This window comes from Bradyrhizobium genosp. L (assembly GCF_015624485.1).
Classification (GTDB): domain Bacteria; phylum Pseudomonadota; class Alphaproteobacteria; order Rhizobiales; family Xanthobacteraceae; genus Bradyrhizobium.
In genome coordinates this window covers 6,861,566-6,879,352 of record NZ_CP061378.1, presented here as the reverse complement: position 1 = coordinate 6,879,352, position 17,787 = coordinate 6,861,566, and the positions used below count along the sequence as shown (strand labels likewise).

General features: G+C 65.4%; 14 protein-coding genes. 3 read left to right on the top strand and 11 right to left on the bottom strand.

Annotated features, from left to right (window positions below):
- Positions 1 to 37 precede the first annotated feature (37 nt).
- The 3 genes from rocF to IC762_RS32740 form a co-directional block, all read right to left on the bottom strand.
- Positions 38 to 1,009, bottom strand: a complete 972-nt coding sequence (gene rocF, locus IC762_RS32750; protein ID WP_195786200.1) for an arginase — start codon at positions 1,007 to 1,009, stop codon at positions 38 to 40.
- Positions 1,010 to 1,116: 107 nt separating this feature from the next.
- Positions 1,117 to 1,935, bottom strand: coding sequence for an acyl-CoA thioesterase (locus IC762_RS32745; protein ID WP_195786199.1), 819 nt, complete (start codon positions 1,933 to 1,935; stop codon positions 1,117 to 1,119).
- A gap of 240 nt (positions 1,936 to 2,175) precedes the next feature.
- Positions 2,176 to 4,695: a glycogen/starch/alpha-glucan phosphorylase gene (locus IC762_RS32740; RefSeq protein WP_433995866.1), complete on the bottom strand. Its 2,520-nt coding sequence runs from the start codon at positions 4,693 to 4,695 to the stop codon at positions 2,176 to 2,178.
- Positions 4,696 to 4,990: 295 nt separating this feature from the next.
- Between IC762_RS32740 and IC762_RS32735 the strand changes: the two genes are divergently transcribed.
- A complete protein-coding gene (locus IC762_RS32735; protein ID WP_195786197.1) occupies positions 4,991 to 5,221 on the top strand; it encodes a hypothetical protein in 231 nt (76 codons plus the stop codon).
- Positions 5,222 to 5,508: 287 nt separating this feature from the next.
- Here IC762_RS32735 and IC762_RS32730 read toward each other — a convergent pair whose 3' ends face one another.
- Positions 5,509 to 5,802 carry a GIY-YIG nuclease family protein gene (locus IC762_RS32730; RefSeq protein ID WP_195786196.1) on the bottom strand — a complete coding sequence of 98 codons (294 nt, stop codon included), beginning with the start codon at positions 5,800 to 5,802 and terminating at the stop codon, positions 5,509 to 5,511.
- Positions 5,803 to 5,994: 192 nt separating this feature from the next.
- Between IC762_RS32730 and IC762_RS32725 the strand changes: the two genes are divergently transcribed.
- Complete coding sequence (locus IC762_RS32725) at positions 5,995 to 6,426, top strand: hypothetical protein (RefSeq protein ID WP_195786195.1); 432 nt, start codon at positions 5,995 to 5,997, stop codon at positions 6,424 to 6,426.
- Here the strand turns inward: IC762_RS32725 and IC762_RS32720 are convergent, their stop codons facing one another.
- Together IC762_RS32720 and pyrE are read right to left on the bottom strand one after the other, a co-directional pair.
- Entirely contained in the window at positions 6,427 to 7,200 is a 774-nt protein-coding gene (locus IC762_RS32720) for a DUF2865 domain-containing protein (RefSeq protein ID WP_195790393.1), read from the bottom strand. It lies immediately after the preceding gene.
- A 291-nt stretch (positions 7,201 to 7,491) separates the two neighbouring features.
- On the bottom strand, positions 7,492 to 8,055 hold the full coding sequence (gene pyrE / locus IC762_RS32715) for an orotate phosphoribosyltransferase (RefSeq protein WP_195786194.1): 564 nt from the start codon (positions 8,053 to 8,055) through the stop codon (positions 7,492 to 7,494).
- A 202-nt stretch (positions 8,056 to 8,257) separates the two neighbouring features.
- Here pyrE and IC762_RS32710 point away from each other — a divergent pair, with 202 nt between their 5' ends.
- Positions 8,258 to 8,884 (top strand): glutathione S-transferase family protein, encoded by a 627-nt coding sequence (locus IC762_RS32710; RefSeq protein WP_195786193.1) that lies wholly within the window; start codon positions 8,258 to 8,260, stop codon positions 8,882 to 8,884.
- Positions 8,885 to 9,001: 117 nt separating this feature from the next.
- Here the strand turns inward: IC762_RS32710 and IC762_RS32705 are convergent, their stop codons facing one another.
- The 5 genes from IC762_RS32705 to IC762_RS32685 all read right to left on the bottom strand — a co-directional run bounded on the left by IC762_RS32705 (position 9,002) and on the right by IC762_RS32685 (position 17,765).
- Positions 9,002 to 9,637, bottom strand: coding sequence for a LysE family translocator (locus IC762_RS32705; protein WP_195786192.1), 636 nt, complete (start codon positions 9,635 to 9,637; stop codon positions 9,002 to 9,004).
- A 371-nt stretch (positions 9,638 to 10,008) separates the two neighbouring features.
- A complete protein-coding gene (gene polA / locus IC762_RS32700) occupies positions 10,009 to 13,062 on the bottom strand; it encodes a DNA polymerase I (protein WP_195786191.1) in 3,054 nt (1,017 codons plus the stop codon).
- A 193-nt stretch (positions 13,063 to 13,255) separates the two neighbouring features.
- On the bottom strand, positions 13,256 to 13,993 hold the full coding sequence (locus IC762_RS32695; RefSeq protein WP_195786190.1) for a response regulator: 738 nt from the start codon (positions 13,991 to 13,993) through the stop codon (positions 13,256 to 13,258).
- Complete coding sequence (locus tag IC762_RS32690) at positions 13,990 to 15,738, bottom strand: ATP-binding response regulator (RefSeq protein WP_195786189.1); 1,749 nt, start codon at positions 15,736 to 15,738, stop codon at positions 13,990 to 13,992. Before IC762_RS32690 ends, IC762_RS32695 begins: the two co-directional genes overlap by 4 nt.
- Positions 15,708 to 17,765 (bottom strand): sensor histidine kinase, encoded by a 2,058-nt coding sequence (locus IC762_RS32685; RefSeq protein ID WP_195790392.1) that lies wholly within the window; start codon positions 17,763 to 17,765, stop codon positions 15,708 to 15,710. The genes IC762_RS32690 and IC762_RS32685 overlap by 31 nt, the downstream gene beginning before the upstream one ends.
- Positions 17,766 to 17,787 lie beyond the last annotated feature (22 nt).

Sequence of the window (17,787 nt, the reverse complement as noted above, 5' to 3'; positions counted from 1 at the left end):
GCACCTCAGGATGACGGGACTGCGTGGTCGCGCGCCGCTACTCCCCCATCTCAGGCAGCACCGCGTTGCTCGGCGTCTGCCGATCCGTGATCTGCAATCCGAACAGGCTGCCGATCAGTTCGACCGCGACGCGGGCGGTGCGGCCGCGTTCGTCGAGGAAGGGGTTGAGCTCGACGATGTCGAGCGAGCACACCAGTCCGGAATCGTGCAGCAGCTCCATGATCAGATGCGCTTCCCGATAGGTCGCACCACCCGGCACCGTGGTGCCGACGCCCGGCGCCACCGACGGATCGAGGAAATCGACGTCGAACGAGACGTGCAGCACGCCGTTCTTCGCGCGCACGCGCTCGATCACGCGTCGCGTCAGCACGGCGACGCCGAACTCGTCGATCTGGCGCATGTCTGCTATCGAGACGTTGCGCTGCTTCAGCAGTTTGCGCTCCAGCGGATCGATCGAGCGCGCGCCGATCACGTCGAGCTGGTCGGGCGGGATGGTGGCGCGCGGCAGCCCACCCAGCAAATCGTCGAGCCCGTCCTCGCCGCACAGGAAAGCGGCCGACATGCCGTGCATGTTGCCGGTGATGGTGGTGGCCGGCGTGTTGTAGTCGGTATGGGCGTCGACCCACAGCGCGAACAGCGGCCGGTCTTTTTCCTGCCAGTAGCGCGCGACGCCGTTGACCGATCCCATCGACAGCGAATGGTCGCCGCCCATGAAGATCGGGATCGCGCCGGAATGCGCCAGCCAATAGGCGCGCTCCGACAGCGCGCGGGTCCAGGTCTTCACCTCGTCATAGAATCTGGTGTTGGCCGGCGCCTCGCCGTCGGCGACGACGGCCGGGATCGCTAGGTTGCCGTGATCGTCGACCTGGAAGCCCAGCTGCTCGAGCAGGCGCGCGATTCCTGCCGTGCGCAACGCGTCCGGTCCCATCAGCGGACCGGCCTGCGATGCGCCGATCTCGATGGGAACGCCGAGCAGCGCGATGCGCTGATGTTTTGACGTGTCAGACATGCGTCGTGGCCTCGCAGGGTGGGCAAAGCGAAGCGTGCCCACCAGTCCCAGCCGTGCTCCCGAGGGTGGGCCCGCTTCGCTTTGCCCACCCTCCGCCGCAAAACACTCTACGCCTTGAAATAGGCGATTTGCGTCGTGGTGGCGAGCAGGCGGCCGGAGGGCGACCACAATTCTCCGTGCTGATCGCCGTAGCTCTTGTGGAAAATCTTCGCGTCCGCCACCGCGAGCAGGCGGGTGGTATCCTCGGCGTCGAGGTCTTCCGTATCGGCGTGAAAGTAGGTCGTCAGCGACACCGTGCCGAACGGAACCAGCTCATGCCGCGCATGGAACACACGGCCAAAGAACGCGTCCGACATCGACATCAGCGACAGCGCATCGACCTTGCGCGGCACGCGGTCGGCAATCCACATCTTCGAATAGGCGCTCGACGGCTCGTCCGGCGCGGCGGCTCCGAGCTTCGGTTCGCCGTCAATGAAGCGGAAGTCGTACTGGTTCGCCCAGGTCATCTTCAGCTTGGGATGGGGCCTGAGTTGTTCGAACGGTTTTGCGCCGGGGAATTCGACGGGCTGGTGCGACCATGACGGCCGACGCTCGGCGAAAACGGCGGTCGCCAGCGTCGCGACCTCGCCGCGGCCTTGCGTCATCTCGACCGACCAGTGCTGGCTCGAGCGATTGGCTTTCACCAGGCGGACATCGAGATCGAACGCGCCCTCGGCGATCGGCGCGCAGTAGTTCACCGTCAGCGCCAGCGGATCCCCGGCGCGCTGCGGATGCTGCATCAGCGCGCGCAGGATCGTCGCGGCGGTGCAGCCGCCGAACGGGCCGACGAACGCCCAGTAATCCGGGCTGGTCCGCCCCTGCCAGCGGCTGTCGCCGGCGGTGACGGCGGTGGCTTCGTCGAACAAATGCGGGGTCTTGGTGAGCATCAAATCCTCGAATGCAAAGTCTGTCCGTCGTCATTGCGAGGAGCGAAGCGACGAAGCAATCCATGGCTCCGCATATGTGGAATGATGGATTGCTTCGCGGAGCTTGTCATCCGGCGGCGCTTTGCGCCGACCGGGTGGCTCGCAATGACGGCGGACGGCCGTCAGCAATATCGCGGGCTATGTTTCGGATTTCAATGACGTCTGAGGTCATGGATTTCCGCGCGCCGGGATTCCCGCTGGTTACCCCTTGGCCTCGCGCCGGGCGCCAATCAGTGGTGGGGCGCTCGGATGCACCGGGACGTGCCAGATCTCCTCGGCATATTCGCGGATGGTGCGGTCGGAGGAGAACCACGCCATCCGCGCGACGTTGAGGATGCTCGCGCGGGTCCAGGCCGGGGGAATCTGCCAGCGCGCGTCGATGCCGCGCTGCGCGTCGTAGTAGGAATCGAAATCGGCCGAGACCATGTAGTGGTCGAGATAGCGCAGCGCGTGGCCGATCGAGGCGAAGCGGGCCGGATCGCCGGGCGAGAATTCGCCGCTCTCGATGGCGCGGATCGCGCGCTCCAGCCGCGGCGACCTGCGGATGATGTCGCTGGCGTCCAGGCCCTGCTTGCGGCGGACCATGACGTCGCCGGCCTCGAGGCCGAAGATCGCGATGTTCTCCGCCCCGACCGCGTCGCGGATCTCGATATTGGCGCCGTCCAGCGTGCCGACGGTCAACGCGCCGTTGAGCGCGAGCTTCATGTTGCCGGTGCCGGATGCCTCCATGCCGGCGGTCGAGATCTGCTCGGAGAGATCGGCGGCCGGGATGATCACCTCGGCGAGGCTGACATTGTAGTCGGCGAGGAAGGCGACTTTCAGTCTGCCATTGAGCGAGGCGTCGTTGTTGACGACCTCGGCAACGTCATTGATCAGCTTGATGATCAGCTTGGCGTAACGGTAGCTCGCCGCCGCCTTGCCGGCGAAAATCTTGACCCGCGGCACCCAGTTTGCGTCAGGCTCGTCCTTCATCGCGTGGTAGAGCGCGATCGTCTCCAGGATATTGAGCAGCTGCCGCTTGTATTCATGGATGCGCTTGATCTGCACGTCGAACAGCGCCGACGGATCGAGCTTGATGTTGTTGCGCTCGCCGATCAGGCGCGACAGCGCCAGCTTGTTGTGGTGCTTGACGTCGCGGAAACGCTTCTGGAATTCGAGATCGCTGGAGTGGGTCTCGAGCCGTTCCAGCAGCGAGAAATCGTCCAGCACGGCATCGCCGCAGGCCTCGCGCAACAGCGCGGTGAGGCGGGGATTGGCCAGCATCAGCCAGCGGCGGAAGGTGATGCCGTTGGTCTTGTTGGTGATGCGGCCGGGATAGAGGTGATGGAGATCGTGGAACACGGTCTCCTTCATCAGATCGGAATGCATCGCCGAGACGCCGTTGATGCGGTGCGAGCCGACGAAGGCGAGCTGGCCCATCCGCACCCGGCGGCCGCTCCGCTCGTCGATCAGCGACACCGAAGCGCGATATTCGATGTCGCCGGGGCAGCGCTCCTCGGCGAGCGCAAGGTGGGCCACGTTGATCCGGTAGATGATCTCGAGATGCCGCGGCAGCAGCCGCTCGAACAGCTCCACCGGCCAGGTCTCCAGCGCCTCCGGCAGCAGCGTGTGATTGGTGTAGGACAGCGTCGCGACCGTGATCTTCCAGGCCTCGTCCCAGCGGAAATTGTGCAGGTCGACCAGGATGCGCATCAGCTCGGTGACGGCAAGGCTCGGATGGGTGTCGTTGAGCTGCACCGCGGCCTTCTGCGCAAGGTTGCGCAGGCCGCCGTCGGAGGAGAGATGCCGCTTGACGAGATCCTGCAGCGAGGCCGAGACGAAGAAATATTCCTGGCGCAGCCTGAGCTCGCGGCCCGCCGCGCTCTCGTCGTTCGGATAGAGGAATTTGCAGATCGCCTCCGCGCGCGCCTGCTCGGCATTGGCCGAGACATAGTCGCCGGTATTGAAGACGTCGAGCTTGAGCGGATCGGGCGCATGCGCCGACCACAGCCGAAGCGCGTTGACGTGCTGGCCACGCCAGCCGACGATCGGCGTGTCGTAGGCCATCGCCTCGACGGTTTCCGCCGGATGCCAGGTGGCGCGATCGCGGCCGCGGTCGTCGACATGCTCGACGGTGCCGCCGAAATGGATGTTATAAACCACCTCCGGCCGCTGGAATTCCCAGGGGTTGCCGAAGGCGAGCCATTCGTCGGGATATTCCTGCTGCCAGCCCTCCTTCATGATCTGGCGAAACAGGCCGAAATCGTAGCGGATGCCGTAGCCGATCGCCGGGATCGCCAGGGTCGCCATGCTCTCCATGAAGCAGGCGGCGAGACGCCCGAGGCCGCCATTGCCGAGCGCCGCATCCGGCTCGCATTTGCGCAGGTCCGACAGGTCGACGCCGAGATCGCCGAGCGCGGCCTCGAACACCGACAGCAGGCCCATATTGTTCAGCGCGTCGGTGAACAGACGACCGATCAGGAATTCGAGCGACAGGTAATAGACCCGCTTGGCGCCGGCGTCGTAGCTCTGCTTCTCGGCCGTCAGCCACTGATGCACGATGCGGTCGCGCAGCGCCAGCGCCGCCGCCTTGTACCAGTCGCGCCGCGTCGCCATCGTCGCATCCTTGCCGATCGCAAGCCGCAACTTGGTGAGGATCGCGCCCTTGATGTCGGTCAGCGCCAGTTCATCGACCGGCTGGTTCAACGCCGGTTGGTTTGTGAGTTCGTGCAACGCGCCCAATCCCTGCCGTTCAGATTTTTCCGGATCATGACGCGGTCACGCGCATCATGGTCCGATCCCCTTGTTGAGCCTGACGGGGAACACCGGTTTCGATGTTTCCGGATCGTGCTCGGAGGTAATGATACGCGCCTTGCACGGCAATCGAAACCCGTCTGAGTGACGACCGTGCACAACGCGCTGCCGTCATTTTATGCAAAGACCGGGCCGATTTGAGGGGCTTCGGGCGCGCTGTGACCGGTGTTATGATCGAGGCGGAAAGCCGTGACTTTGCGACGATTTAGCGGAGGAGGCGTCGATGAGATTGCTGATCGAGATCGCTGCCGCTGCACTGCTCGTGATCTGCATCACCGCAACCAGCGCCGCCGCTGCAGGCAGGCTGGGCCGCAGCGCCGATGGTCTGAGTTGCGGCTTCAGCGTCCCGCAGAACGCCACGCCGGCCGCCCGTTGCATCGCCATCAAGCGGCACTGCGGCGGCAAGTTCTACGCCAGCGCGTGCGGCGACAAATTGCTGTCGGCCGTGAACTGAGCCACCGGCTCGGCGGCGTGCAAAGCTCCAGCGCGCGCACGGCCCGCCGGGGCAAGTGGGCTGTTGGCCGGTTTCAATGCGGGAACACCGGAATGACACGGATTCCCAGAACTTAACGATTGCTTTAGGAGAGAGCTTGTCCGGCGTGGGGGCAGGGCGATTTCATTCCGAAGCAATTATTGACGCGGGCCGCTGACATCACTCAGCGGCCCAAATTGCTTTTGGGGGCCTGTTAGGGCCGCCAAATTTGTCGCCCCGGCGAAGGCCGGGGCCCATAACCACAGCCGTCAGATAAGATGGGACAGGTCGCCCCACTCCGGATTGTCTTGTTCGATCAAGCGAATTTTCCAATCACGCCGCCATTCCTTCAGAGCCTTTTCGCGCGCAATCGCTTCCAGCGGCGAGGCGTAGATCTCTACATAAACAAGTCGCGTGACGCCGTACTTCTTGACGAACTGCGAGCCACGTCCTGAGCGATGCAACGTTAGTCGATTGCCAAGGTCACTACAGACACCGATGTAGAGCGTTCCGTGTCTACGGCTTGCGAGAATGTAGACGTAGTAAGCAACGGGCGTGGTCATCACTGGCAACCGACGGTGCAGACGGTGAACGGCGGTGGTTATGGGTCCCGGCCTTCGCCGGGACGACATTCTCACAAACCATAAACCAACCAGAACGAATTAAGAACACTTTAGCAAGTCTTTGATATATCATTGTGATTCGGCGCGCCTGCCGACACAACATCTATGGTCTCCCGTTCCCGCGAGGGCTACATGTCCACCATCGCCTTTGATCAATTCGCGCTCACCCGGATTGCCGATTTCGCGCGCTCGCTGTCGCGGCTGCATCAGGCCTCGCGGCGGCAGCGGGTTGACGACGACCAGATCGACCGCGAGTTCAACGCGGTCTGCATGTCGATCTGGGGCTACACCACCGATGATTTCAGCGACGACCTGTTCTCGGTCGCGGACCACGCCTGGCTGGATGCGCTCGACGAGGCCCATGCGCGGATCTTCGCCGCCGAAGCGGGCTACGATCTGGTCGACGATCAGGGCATGCTGACCGACTGGTGGGGCTATTGCTGGATGATCCTGGCCGAGAAGCGCGGCCTGCTCACGCCGGAGAACCGGGCCGCCGCGCGCGCCGCGATCGAGGACAAATATCTGGCCGCGCCGAACGTGATCGGCGTGATCGTCAGCCGCTGATCAATTTGCCTCGGCCCGCTTGGCGGGCTTTGCCGTGGTGCTCTTCGGCACTGCCGAGGATGGGGCTGAAGGCCCAACATCGCGTCTTGTTTCCGGCAGCGGCGCGTCGCCGGCGATCTCGGCGGTGACCGGGGCGACCTTCATTTCGCCGAGCCGCGCGCGGATCTCGGAGGTCAGGCCGGGATAAGAGGCGACCGGCGTGAAGTCGAAGGCCTGGTCGTTGCCGACGCGGATGCCGGTGTAGGCGACGAGGCCGTCGGTGGTGGCGATCACGTCGCCGGCGCGCAGTGAGGTGTCGAGCGCGAGGTCGACCGGCGCGAGGCCCGCCGGATCGCGGCCGTTGCAGGTGCAGTCGGCGTGCAGTTCCTTGCGATAGGCGTAGGCGCTCTCGCTGTCGGCATAGCGCGCGCCGGTGCTGGACGATGCGCTGTCGATATTGCTGCCGTAATACACCTTGGTCGGGGTCGCCGGGCAGAACGCCTGGCACATCTGCACCGGCGTGGCATTGCCCCGCATGGTCAGCGGAAAATATTTGCCGTCGCAGCTGCGCACGCAGAACGCCGGGCCGGAGCCTGCAACACGCGCCACCGGCGCCGCCGGCCGCTCGGGCTGCTGGTTGTTGCCGAATGGATCGGCGAAGAAATTGGCTTGCGGCGGAGCCTGCCGGCTCTGCTGCTTCTGGGCGCCACCGAAGAAGAGATCGAACAGGCCTTCGGCCGAGACAGGGGCGGGCAGCACCACGCTGGAACCCGCAAGCGTCGCGGCAACAAGCATCACGCAGCGCCGCACGCGCCGATCACTCAACTCTGTACGCAACGCCAACTCCACCCGACGCAACACGCCGCGGCGACGAGATGCCCCGGCGGAGTAACCATAATGCGGGATGGTAAACGAGGGATTGATCGGTGGTTGGGGCGACGGAAGAAACGCGGATGGCGCGGTCGATACAATCTCGTCATGGCCGGGCTTGACCCGGCCATCCACGACGTCGATTCAGTGCGGTGAGAGATACGTGGATGCCCGGGTCAAGCCCGGGCATGACGACTGGGAAATGCGGCGAGCGGCTCAGCCCTTCAAAAACTCACCGGCCTTGTACAGCGCGCGGAACGTCAGCCCCGCCTCGGCAAACGTCTCGGTCGCGCCTTCCTCGCGGTCGACCATCGTGAACACCAGCGCGATCTCGCCGCCGGCTTCGCGCACCGCTTCCACCGCCTTCAGCGCCGAGCCGCCCGTGGTGGTGACGTCCTCGACGATCACGATGCGCTTGCCGGCGAGCGTTTCGCCCTTGGCGAGGCCCTCGACCGCGAGCCGCGCGCCGTGCTCCTTCGGCTTCTTGCGCACGAAGAAGGCCGCGATCGGATGGCCCTTCAGCCAGGACAGCTGCGCGATCGCGCCGGCGAGCGGCACGGCGCCCATCTCGAGCCCGCCGACGAAATCGAGCCTGTCGTCCTTCAGCGCCTCATAGGTGAGCTCGGCGAGCAGGGCGGCGCCCTCAGGGTCGAGCATCGTCGGCTTCAAATTGAAATAGAAGTCGCTCTTGCGCCCCGATGCCAAGGTGATCTCGCCGCGGCCGAACGAGCGCTTGCGGATGATTTCGGCGAGACGGGCGCGGGAGGCTGATTTGGACAAGGCTTCTTCCCTCGAGGGGTTGGCTGGGGGTTGCGCGGCGGGCGGCAATCTATCGGCGCTTTCCGGCACATTCCAGCGCGGAAATCGGCCCGTCAACAGCGCTCACGCCGCGATTTTGGCGGAGGCGCTTGCGGACAGCGCGGCTTGTGCGGCCGTTCCATTCCTCTTAAGCAAGCGCCAAACAGTTGGAGGGGAAGCGAAAATGACCATCGAGCTGCACACCTGGAACACGCCCAATGGCCGCAAGATTTCCGTGGCGCTGGAAGAAATGGGCCTGCCCTACAAGGTGATCCCGGTGAACATCTCAAAGGGCGAGCAGATGGCGCCCGGCTTCCTCGCCATCAGCCCGAACAACAAGATCCCGGCGATCGTCGATCCCGATGGCCCCGGCGGCAAGCCTGTCAGCATCTTCGAATCCGGCGCGATCCTGCTCTATCTCGGCGAGAAGACCGGCAAGTTCCTGCCGAAGCCGCTGGCGGAGCGGATTGCTGTCTACGAGTGGCTGATGTGGCAGATGGGTGGCTTCGGCCCGATGCCGGGCCAGGTGCATCATTTCATCGCACTGGAGAACGAGCAGGACCGCGCCTACGGCTTGAAGCGCTACATGGCTGAAACGCGGCGGCTCTACGGCGTGCTGGACCGCAGGCTCGACGGGCGCGCCTTCGTCGCCGGCGATCTCTCGGTGGCGGATTTCGCCATCCTCGGCTGGGCCTGGCGCCACCCGCGCCACAAGGTCGAGCTATCCGACTTCCCCAACGTCAAGCGCTGGTACGACGCGCTGATGGCGCGGCCCGGCACGAAACGGGGCATGGAAGCGAAGCTGGATTGATGGGCTGTGTCATTGCCGGGCTTGACCCGGCAATCCATCCTCTTCGCGAAAGGCTTTGTCTGTCTGCTCACGCAGACGATGGATACGCGGGTCAAGCCCGCGCATGACGAGTTGGGCTCACGCCCTCCGCGCCTCCAGCGCCATCTTCATAGCGAGCCCCGCCAGCACCGTGCCCATCAGCCAGCGCTGCACCAAAAGCCAGGTCGGGCGCGTGCCGAGGAACACCGCGATCGAGCCGGCGGCGAGCGCGATCGTCGCATTGACGCTGACGCTGATCACGATCTGGATCGAGCCGAGCATCACCGACTGCGCCAGCACGCTGCCGCCGACGGGATCGATGAACTGCGGCAGCAACGCCAGATAGAGCATCGCGATCTTCGGATTCAATAGGTTGGTGACGAAGCCCATCGCGAACAGTTTGTGCGGGCCATCGACCTGAAGCTGCTTGACCTGGAACGGCGAGCGGCCGCCGGGCCTCACGGCCTGCCACGCCAGCCACAGCAGATAGGCCGCGCCGGCGAAGCGCAGCGCGTCATAGGCGTAGGGGATCGCGAACAAGAGCGCTGTGATGCCGAACGCCGCGCATAGCATGTAGAACACGAAGCCGAGCGCCACGCCGCCGAGCGACACGATGCCGGCCGCCGGCCCTTGCGTGATCGAGCGCGAGATCAAATAGATCATGTTCGGCCCCGGCGTCAGCACCATGCCGAGCGAGACGAACGCAAAGCCGAGCAAAGCGGATGTGTGGGGCATGAGAAGACTCGCGAGGGGATGCGCGCATGTTTAGCGCGCGGTGTGGTGCGAGGCCACGTTTGAATTGCTCTCGGAGCAATGTCGCCGAAACGCCGGTGCGAGGATTTGGAAACGACTAATTGCACACTGCAAGTAAGGTGAGCACATCGGTCAGGCTCCCTCTCCCCTTGCGGGAGAGGGTGGGGAGAGGGGTAGCCGCGGGCGCGATGATTGAGGCGAACGTTTGTCTCGCAAGATCGCTCGCGTCGTTCACGCGCGATCGAGAGACCACCCGTGTGGCACCCCTCTCCCCAACCCTCCCCCGCAAGGGGGGAGGGAGCCCGTCTGCAGGTGCTCACCTTACCTGGAGCGGAGCCGCATGCGCGGCTTCGCTAGTGCGCCTCGTCCCAATTGGTCGCCGCTCGCGCGTCGACCTGGAGCGGCAGCGACAGCAGCACCGCCGGGAATGGCGCGTCCTGCATCACCTTCTGCACCACGGGCAGCGTCGCGGCGACCTCGTCGTCCGGCACCTCGAAGATCAGTTCGTCATGCACCTGCAGCAGCATCTGCGCCGACAGCTTCTTCTCGGCCAGCGCGCCCTCGACCCGGATCATGGCGCGGCGGATGATGTCGGCGGCGGTGCCCTGCAGGCGGGCGTTGATCGCGGCGCGCTCGTTGAAGGCGCGCACCGAGGCATTGGAGGCCTTGATGTCGGGATAATACATCTTGCGGCCGAACAGCGTCGTGACGTAGCCGTTCCTGCGGCAAGCATCCTTGGTCTCGTCCATATAGGCGCGGATGCCGGGGAAGCGCTCGAAGTATTTCTTGATGTAGGCCGAGGCTTCCTCGCGGGCGATACTGAGCTGGTTGGCGAGGCCGAACGCCGAGATGCCGTAGATGATGCCGAAATTGATCGCCTTGGCGCGGCGGCGCACTTCGCTCGGCATGTCCTTGATCGGCACGCCGAACATCTCCGACGCGGTCATCGCGTGAATGTCGAGCCCGTCGCGGAACGCCTGCCGCAGCACCGGCACGTCGGCGATCTCGGCGAGCAGCCGCAATTCAATTTGAGAGTAGTCAGCCGACACCAGCTTGTGGCCCGGTGTCGCGATGAAGGCGCGGCGGATTTTGCGACCGTCCTCGGTACGAACGGGGATGTTCTGCAGGTTCGGCTCGTTCGACGACAGCCGGCCGGTCGTCGTCGCGGCCAGCGCGTAGGTGGTGTGCACGCGATGGGTCTGCGGGTTGACGTAGTTCGGCAGCGCGTCGGTGTAGGTCGATTTCAGCTTCGAGACCTGGCGCCACTCCAGGATCTTCTTGGGGAATTCGTGGCCCTGCTCGGCGAGATCGTCGAGCACCTGCGCGGTGGTCGACCACGCGCCGGTCTTGGTCTTGGTGCCGCCGGACAATCCCATCTTGCCGAAGATGATGTCGCCGATCTGCTTGGGGCTGCCGACATTGACCGGCTCGCCGGCGATCTCCTGGATCTCGGCCTCGACGCGCGCGGCGGTCTGGGCGAAATCCCCTGATAGCCGCGACAGCACCTGGCGGTCGATCGAGATGCCGCGGCGTTCCATCCGCGCCAGCACCGCGACCAGCGGCCGCTCCAGCGTCTCGTAGACCGTCGTCATCCGCTCGGCGACGAGGCGCGGCTTCAGCACGCGCCACAGCCGCAGGATCACGTCGGCGCTTTCGGCAGCGTATTCGGTGGCCTTGTCGATCGTGACCTGATCGAAGGTCAGCTTGCCCTTGCCGCTGCCGACCAGGCCGCCGTAATTGACCACCGCATGGCCGAACCAGCGCTCGGCCAGCGCCTCCGGCGCATGCGAGCCGCGGCCGGCATCGAGCGCATAGGACATCAATTGGGCGTCGTCGGTGTTGCGCAAGGTGATGCCGTGCTGCGCCAGCATCACCTCGGTGAACTTGACGTTGCAGCCGACCTTCTGGATGCCGGCGGATTCCAGCACCGGCTTCAGTGCGGTAAGCGCCTCGGCGGCGTTGAGCTGGCCCGGCGCGAGGCCGGCGTCGAACAGGCCGGCGCCGCCGCCGGGCTGCCGGTGGCCGAGCGGCACATAGCAGGCCTCGTTCGGCGCCACCGCCAGCGCCAGCCCCGAGAGCTCGGCCTGCATCGGGTCGATCGAGTCGGACATCGCCTCGATCGCGACATAGCCGGTGTCCTGCACGCGCGCGACGAAGGTCTTCAGCTGATCGAGGCTGCCGATCGTCTGGTAGGCCTTGCGATCGAAGCCGATGTGCTTGATCGCCTCGCCGCTGCTCTCCGCCAGCGCGGCCGGCGTGCCCTTCAGGCTCGAATTCTTGTCGTCGCGGGCGCCGCTCGGCTTGGCGCGTTCCCTGGCTGGCGCCGCCGCGGCAGCTGACGCGTCGCCGGGCGCCGGCGTCACGTCCGACGGCGGCAGCGGCGAGAACACGCTGGCGCCGCTCTTGTTGCCGGGATCGGCCTCGACATTGGCCGGATCGATCTGCGCGAAGTCGGCGACGCGGCGGGTCAGGGTGGAGAACTCCATCGCCTTGAGGAAGGCGACCAGCTTGCGCGAGTCAGGCTCGTGCACGGCGAGATCATCGAGCGGCACGTCGAGCTCGACCTTGTCGTCGAGCAGCACCAGTTGCCGCGAGATCCGCGCCTTCTCGGCATTCTCCAGCAGCGCCTCGCGCCGCTTCGGCTGCTTGATCTCGGTGGCGCGGAACAAGAGCTGCTCGAGATCGCCATATTCGATGATCAGCTGCGCGGCGGTCTTGATGCCGATGCCGGGCACGCCGGGCACGTTGTCGGTGGAGTCGCCGGCCAGCGCCTGCACTTCGACGACTTTCTCCGGCGGCACGCCGAACTTCTCGATCACCTCGTCGCGGCCGATGCGGCGGTCCTTCATGGTGTCGAACATCACCACCTTGTCGGTGACGAGCTGCATCAGATCCTTGTCCGATGACACGATCGTCGTGGTCGCGCCGCGCTCGCTGGCGAGCCGGGCATAGGTCGCGATCAGGTCGTCGGCCTCGAAGCCGACCTGCTCGAGGCAGGGCAACTCGAAGGCGCGCACCGCCTCGCGGATCAGCGCGAATTGCGGGATCAGATCGTCCGGCGCCGGCGGCCGGTGCGCCTTGTAGTCGGGATAGAGTTTGTTGCGGAAGGTGATCTCCGACTTGTCGAAGATGATCGCCAGATGCGTCGGCCGGTTGTCCTCGGGCATCTCGCGCAGCAGCTTCCACAGCATGTTGCAGAAGCCGAGCACGGCGTTGACCTGCAGCCCGTCCGATTTGCGGTTCAGCGGCGGCAGCGCGTGATAGGCGCGGAAGATGTAGCCCGAGCCATCGACCAGGAAGATGTGGTCGCCCTTCGCGGCCGCCTTGGCGGCAACGGGCTTTGGCGCGTCGGTCTCCGCGGCTTTGGAAGCGGATTTGGCGGGGGCTTGGGGGGCTGTCTTCGGCATGGCGGAAACTTAGGGATTTCTGCGCGAATTGACAGCCTTGACGACATGGATTCCGTGCGTGCCGCACAGCTATCCGTCGTCCCGGCGAAGGCCGGGACCCATACGCCGCGGCGGTTGTAATGGGCGAGCGGCGCGACGATCTTCCAACAACCACCCGTCGTGGTTATGGGTCCCGGCTTTCGCCGGGACGACATTAGGCCTTGTCGCCGGTCGGCGAGAACAGATAGCCGCCGCCTCTGATGGTGCGGATCACCGACGGCTTGGTCGGATCGAACTCGATCTTGCGGCGGATGCGCATGATGCGCAGGTCGACGGCGCGGTCGAAGGCTTCGGCGTCGCGGGCATTGGCGAGTTCCAGCAGCCGCTCGCGCGACAGCACGCGCTTGGGGTTGGCCGCGAACACCTTGAGCAGGCCGAATTCGGAGGCGGTCAGCGGGTGCTCGTTGCCTTCGTCGTCGCGCAGCGCCTGGGCCTCCAGATCGAGCCATTTGGTGCCGAACCGCACCAATTGTTCCTTGTCGGCCTTGGCCGCGGCCGGTTCCGGTGCGGCGGGCTTGGCCGGCCCGCTCCGCCGCAGCACCGAGCGGATGCGGGCCATCAGCTCGCGCAGCTCGCAGGGCTTCGCCACATAGTCGTCGGCGCCGAGCTCGAGCCCGACCACGCGGTCGATCGGGCTGGCAGTAGCTGTCAGCATGATGACGGGGACGTTGATCTTGCTCTTGAGGTCGCGGATGATCGACAGCCCGTCTTCCTCGGGCATGTTGAGGTCGAGCACCACGAGGTCGGGCACGCTGGTCTCGATCTCCTTGCGCAGGCTCTTGCCGCCGTCGCACAGGGTGACCCCAAAACCGTGCATCTTGAGGTAATCGCCGACCATCTCCCGGGCCGGCGCCTCGTCGTCGACGATGAAGATATGCGGTGTCTGGCTCATGCGTGCTCTGTCGCCGGCAGTGTAACCGTAAAGGTCGAGCCCTGTCCGGGGCCGGGGCTCTGCGCGGTCACATGGCCGCCATGCATGTCGATGATGCGCTTGACGATCGAAAGCCCGAGGCCGGTCGAGCTCTCGCCCGCGGTCGGCTTGGCCGACAGCCGCTGGAACCGGCCGAACAGCCGCCCGAGGTCCTCCGGGCTGAGGCCGGGGCCCTGGTCGGCGATCCGGATCACGGTGTTGTCGCCCTCATGGCGGACGCTGACCGTGATCTTGCCGCCGATCGGCGAATATTTGATGGCGTTGCTGACGAGGTTGTCGATCGCCTCGCGGATCCGGTCGGCATCGCACATCGTGACGAAGTGATCCGGCCCGGACACCGAGATGCTCTGCTGCTTGTTGACCGCCGACGGCAAATTGGCCTCGGTCACCTCGTTGACCAGCCCGGCGACATCGACCGGCTCGCGGCGGATGGTGATGTCGAAGGCGTCGGCCATCGCATCCGAGATCAGATGATCGACCATCGAGGTCAATCGTTTGGTGGCGTCCCTGATGTGCTCGACCTGCGCGGTGACGTTTTCCTTGGGCGAGCCGGCGCCGATCAATTCGGTCAGCATCTCGGTGCGGCCGAGGATCACGCCGAGCGGGTTCTTCAGATCGTGGGCGACGGTGCCCAAAATCTCGTTCTTGAAGCCGTTGGCGCGCTGCAGCCGCAGCCACTGCGCCGACAGCCGCCGGTTGGCCTGCATCAGCGCACGGGTACGCTGCGCGACGCGGTCCTCGAGCTGGCTGTTGGCCTCGTGCAGCTGCTGGTACAGGATCACGTTGTCGAACGCGATCGACAGCCGGCTGGAGAAGATCTCGACCAGCGCGCGGTCGGTGTCGGAGAGCTGGCGCTCGGCCTGCAGCAGTACCACCACTTCGCGGCCAGACCCGGTGCGCGAATAGAGCACGCTGCGATGGTCGGCGAATTCGTTCTTGCGGCGATGGAAGGCTTCCTCGACCATCGAGCGCAGGTCCGGATCGAGCGCCTTCGAGGAGGTGGTGCCGATGAAGCGGCTGTAGCAGCCCGAGCAGGCCAGCACCGAGAAGTCGGCCGCCGCGGCATTGCCGTCGTCGCGCAGCACGAGGATGCCGGCGCAGTCGACGTTGAGCAGCGAGGCGAGCTGGGTCAGCACGCCCTCGGCGAGCCGCTGCATCGACTTGAAGTCGTACAGCGTGGAGGCGGCGTCGATGATGATCTCGAGCCCGCGCCTGGTCTGCACCATGCGTTCGAGCTGCTGGTAGCTGCGCAGCGCCGCGGTCAGCGAGGTGAACAGCTTGTCGGCGGTGAGCTCGGTCTTCGCCTTGTAGTCGTTGATGTCGTACTGCACGATGACGCGCCGCTCCGGCGCCTGGCCGGGCTGGCCGGTGCGCAGGATGATGCGGACGGTCTCGTTCTTGATCTCGTTGCGGATGTATTCGACGAGCTCGAGACCGGCGACGTCGGTCTCCATGATGACGTCGAGCAGCACGGCGGCGATATCGGGATTGTCCCGCATCAGCGTGCGGCCTTCGGCCGCGGAATAGGCCGAGAGGATCTCCAGCGTCGCGCCGTTCAGATTATAGTCGCTCAGCGCGAAGCGGGTGCCCTCATGCACGGCGTGATCGTCGTCGATGACGGCGATCTTCCATTTCCGGACCGGCGAGTCCTCCGGGGGGCTCTCGGTGTCGTCGATCAGTTGGAGGACATCGTCCTGTTCGGCCATTGACTGGTTCCGTCGGCTGCTGCGTCAGTGATCTTGGGCTGGTCCGTCGGCTGCCCTTTGGCGATCCTGGGCATGATAATGCGAAAAGTGGTGCCTTGTCCTACCCTTGACTCCAGCATCATGCGGCCGCCGAGCTGCTGGGTGACCAGGTTGTAGACGATATGGAGGCCGAGGCCGGTGCCGCCTTCGTTGCGGCGCGTCGTGAAGAACGGGTCGAACGCCTGCCGCTGCACGTCCGGCGTCATGCCGGCGCCGTCGTCGGCGAAGATGATCTCGACATCGTCGGCGCCGCGCCCGCGCGCCGAGATCGTGATCGTGCCGGTGCGGCCATCGGCGAAGGCATGATTGACGGCGTTGAGGAAAAGATTGGTTAAGATCTGGCCGTAGGCGCCGGGATAGCCGTCGATCAGGAGGCCCTCGGGCACGTCGACCATCAGCGTGATGACGGCCTTCTTCAACACCGGCCGCAGGCTCGCCACGATCTGGTCGGTCGATTCGCTCAGGCCGAACTGGCGCCGCTCGGCGTGCGACCGGTCGACCGCGACCTGCTTGAAGGACTGGATCAGCTCGCCGGCGCGTTGCAAATTGGCGACCAGTTGCTGCGCCGCATCGCGCGAGCTGCGGACGAATTCGTCGAGCCTGGAGCGGCGCAATGGCTCGGTCTTCAGGTCGCTCTCGAATATCTCGGCGCGCCGGGCGAAGCTCGAGGCGACCGTCAGGCTGATGCCGATCGGGTTGTTGACCTCGTGCGCGACGCCGGCGACCAGGCCGCCCAGCGCGGCAAGCCGCTCGGCGTCGATCAGGTTCTGCTGCGCGGCGTTGAGCTCCAGCAGCGCGGTCTCGGCCTTCTCCTTGGCGGTGCGCAGCTCGTCCTCGGTCTTGTCCTTGGCGATGGCGTTCTCGCGGAACACCTCGACCGCGCGGGCCATCGCGCCGATCTCGTCCTTGGCGGAAGTGCCTTGCACCGGACGGTCGTAATCGCCCGAGGTGATGGCGCGCATCGACGCCATGATCTGCGCCAGCGGCAGCCGGATCGACAGCGCGATCATCACGCCGGCGGACAGGATGATGCCGAGGAAGAGCACCGCGATCAGCATCACCCGGCGCGTAATCGAGTACAAGGTGCGGTCGAACCGCTCCTGCGCCTTCTGCTCGCGTTGGCGCATCTTGACCGAGAGGCCGTCGATCGCGCCGATCGCGTCGGCCTGGCTGGCGTCGATCGAGTTGCGCAACAAATCGGTGCGGCTCGTGAGCTGTTCGCTGAGCCTGGCGAGCCCGTCGCGCAGCTCCGCGGTCTTGACCTTGAGCCGCGCCAGCCCCATGCGCTGCAGGTCATTCTCCGCCAGATCGGTCATGACGGGGATCGTGTTCTCGATCGTATCGATATTGCGGCGAGCCTCGTCGGCGGACGTCGAGGAGAGCGAGAGATAATAGGTGTTGGCGGCGACCAGGAGCGAGGTGAACGCTTCGCGGGACTTGCCCAGCGCCGGCCAGATCAGCGCGTCGCGATGGCCGGTCGCGCCCTCGATGATCGAATAGAGACCGGCCATGTCCCGGGTCGGCGCCAGAACCTGATCGTCATAGGTCTTGGTGATCTTGGTCTGCAGGCCGCGCAATTCGCCGAAGCCGTCGAGGAAGCGGCTGGTGGCGCGTTCGAGCTCCTCCACCGAGCCGGAGAGCATCGGATCGGTGGAGGCGCGGTTGGTCAGCGTTCCCAGCACCGCCTCGCGCAGCAGCAGGATCTCCGCGAACAGATCCGGGCTCGGCTGGTTGATATAGCGGTGGATCAGGTTCTGCAGCCGCGAGGTCTCGCTTTCGAGCCTGGCCAGGATCTTGTCGGATTCGCGGACCTGGCGGACATCCTCCCAGGCCGAGCCGAGCCCCTTGGAGCCGTTCCAGATCAAGACCGCGAGCACGATCACGACGGCGGAGTTGAGCAGCGCGATCGACAGGATGCGCCAGCGGATCGGGACCGCGCGCAGCAACTGGACGATGCGGAAGCGGCCCTGCTGGCCGAAGCCCGGCAGCCGTCCCGTGGTCCTGTCCTGT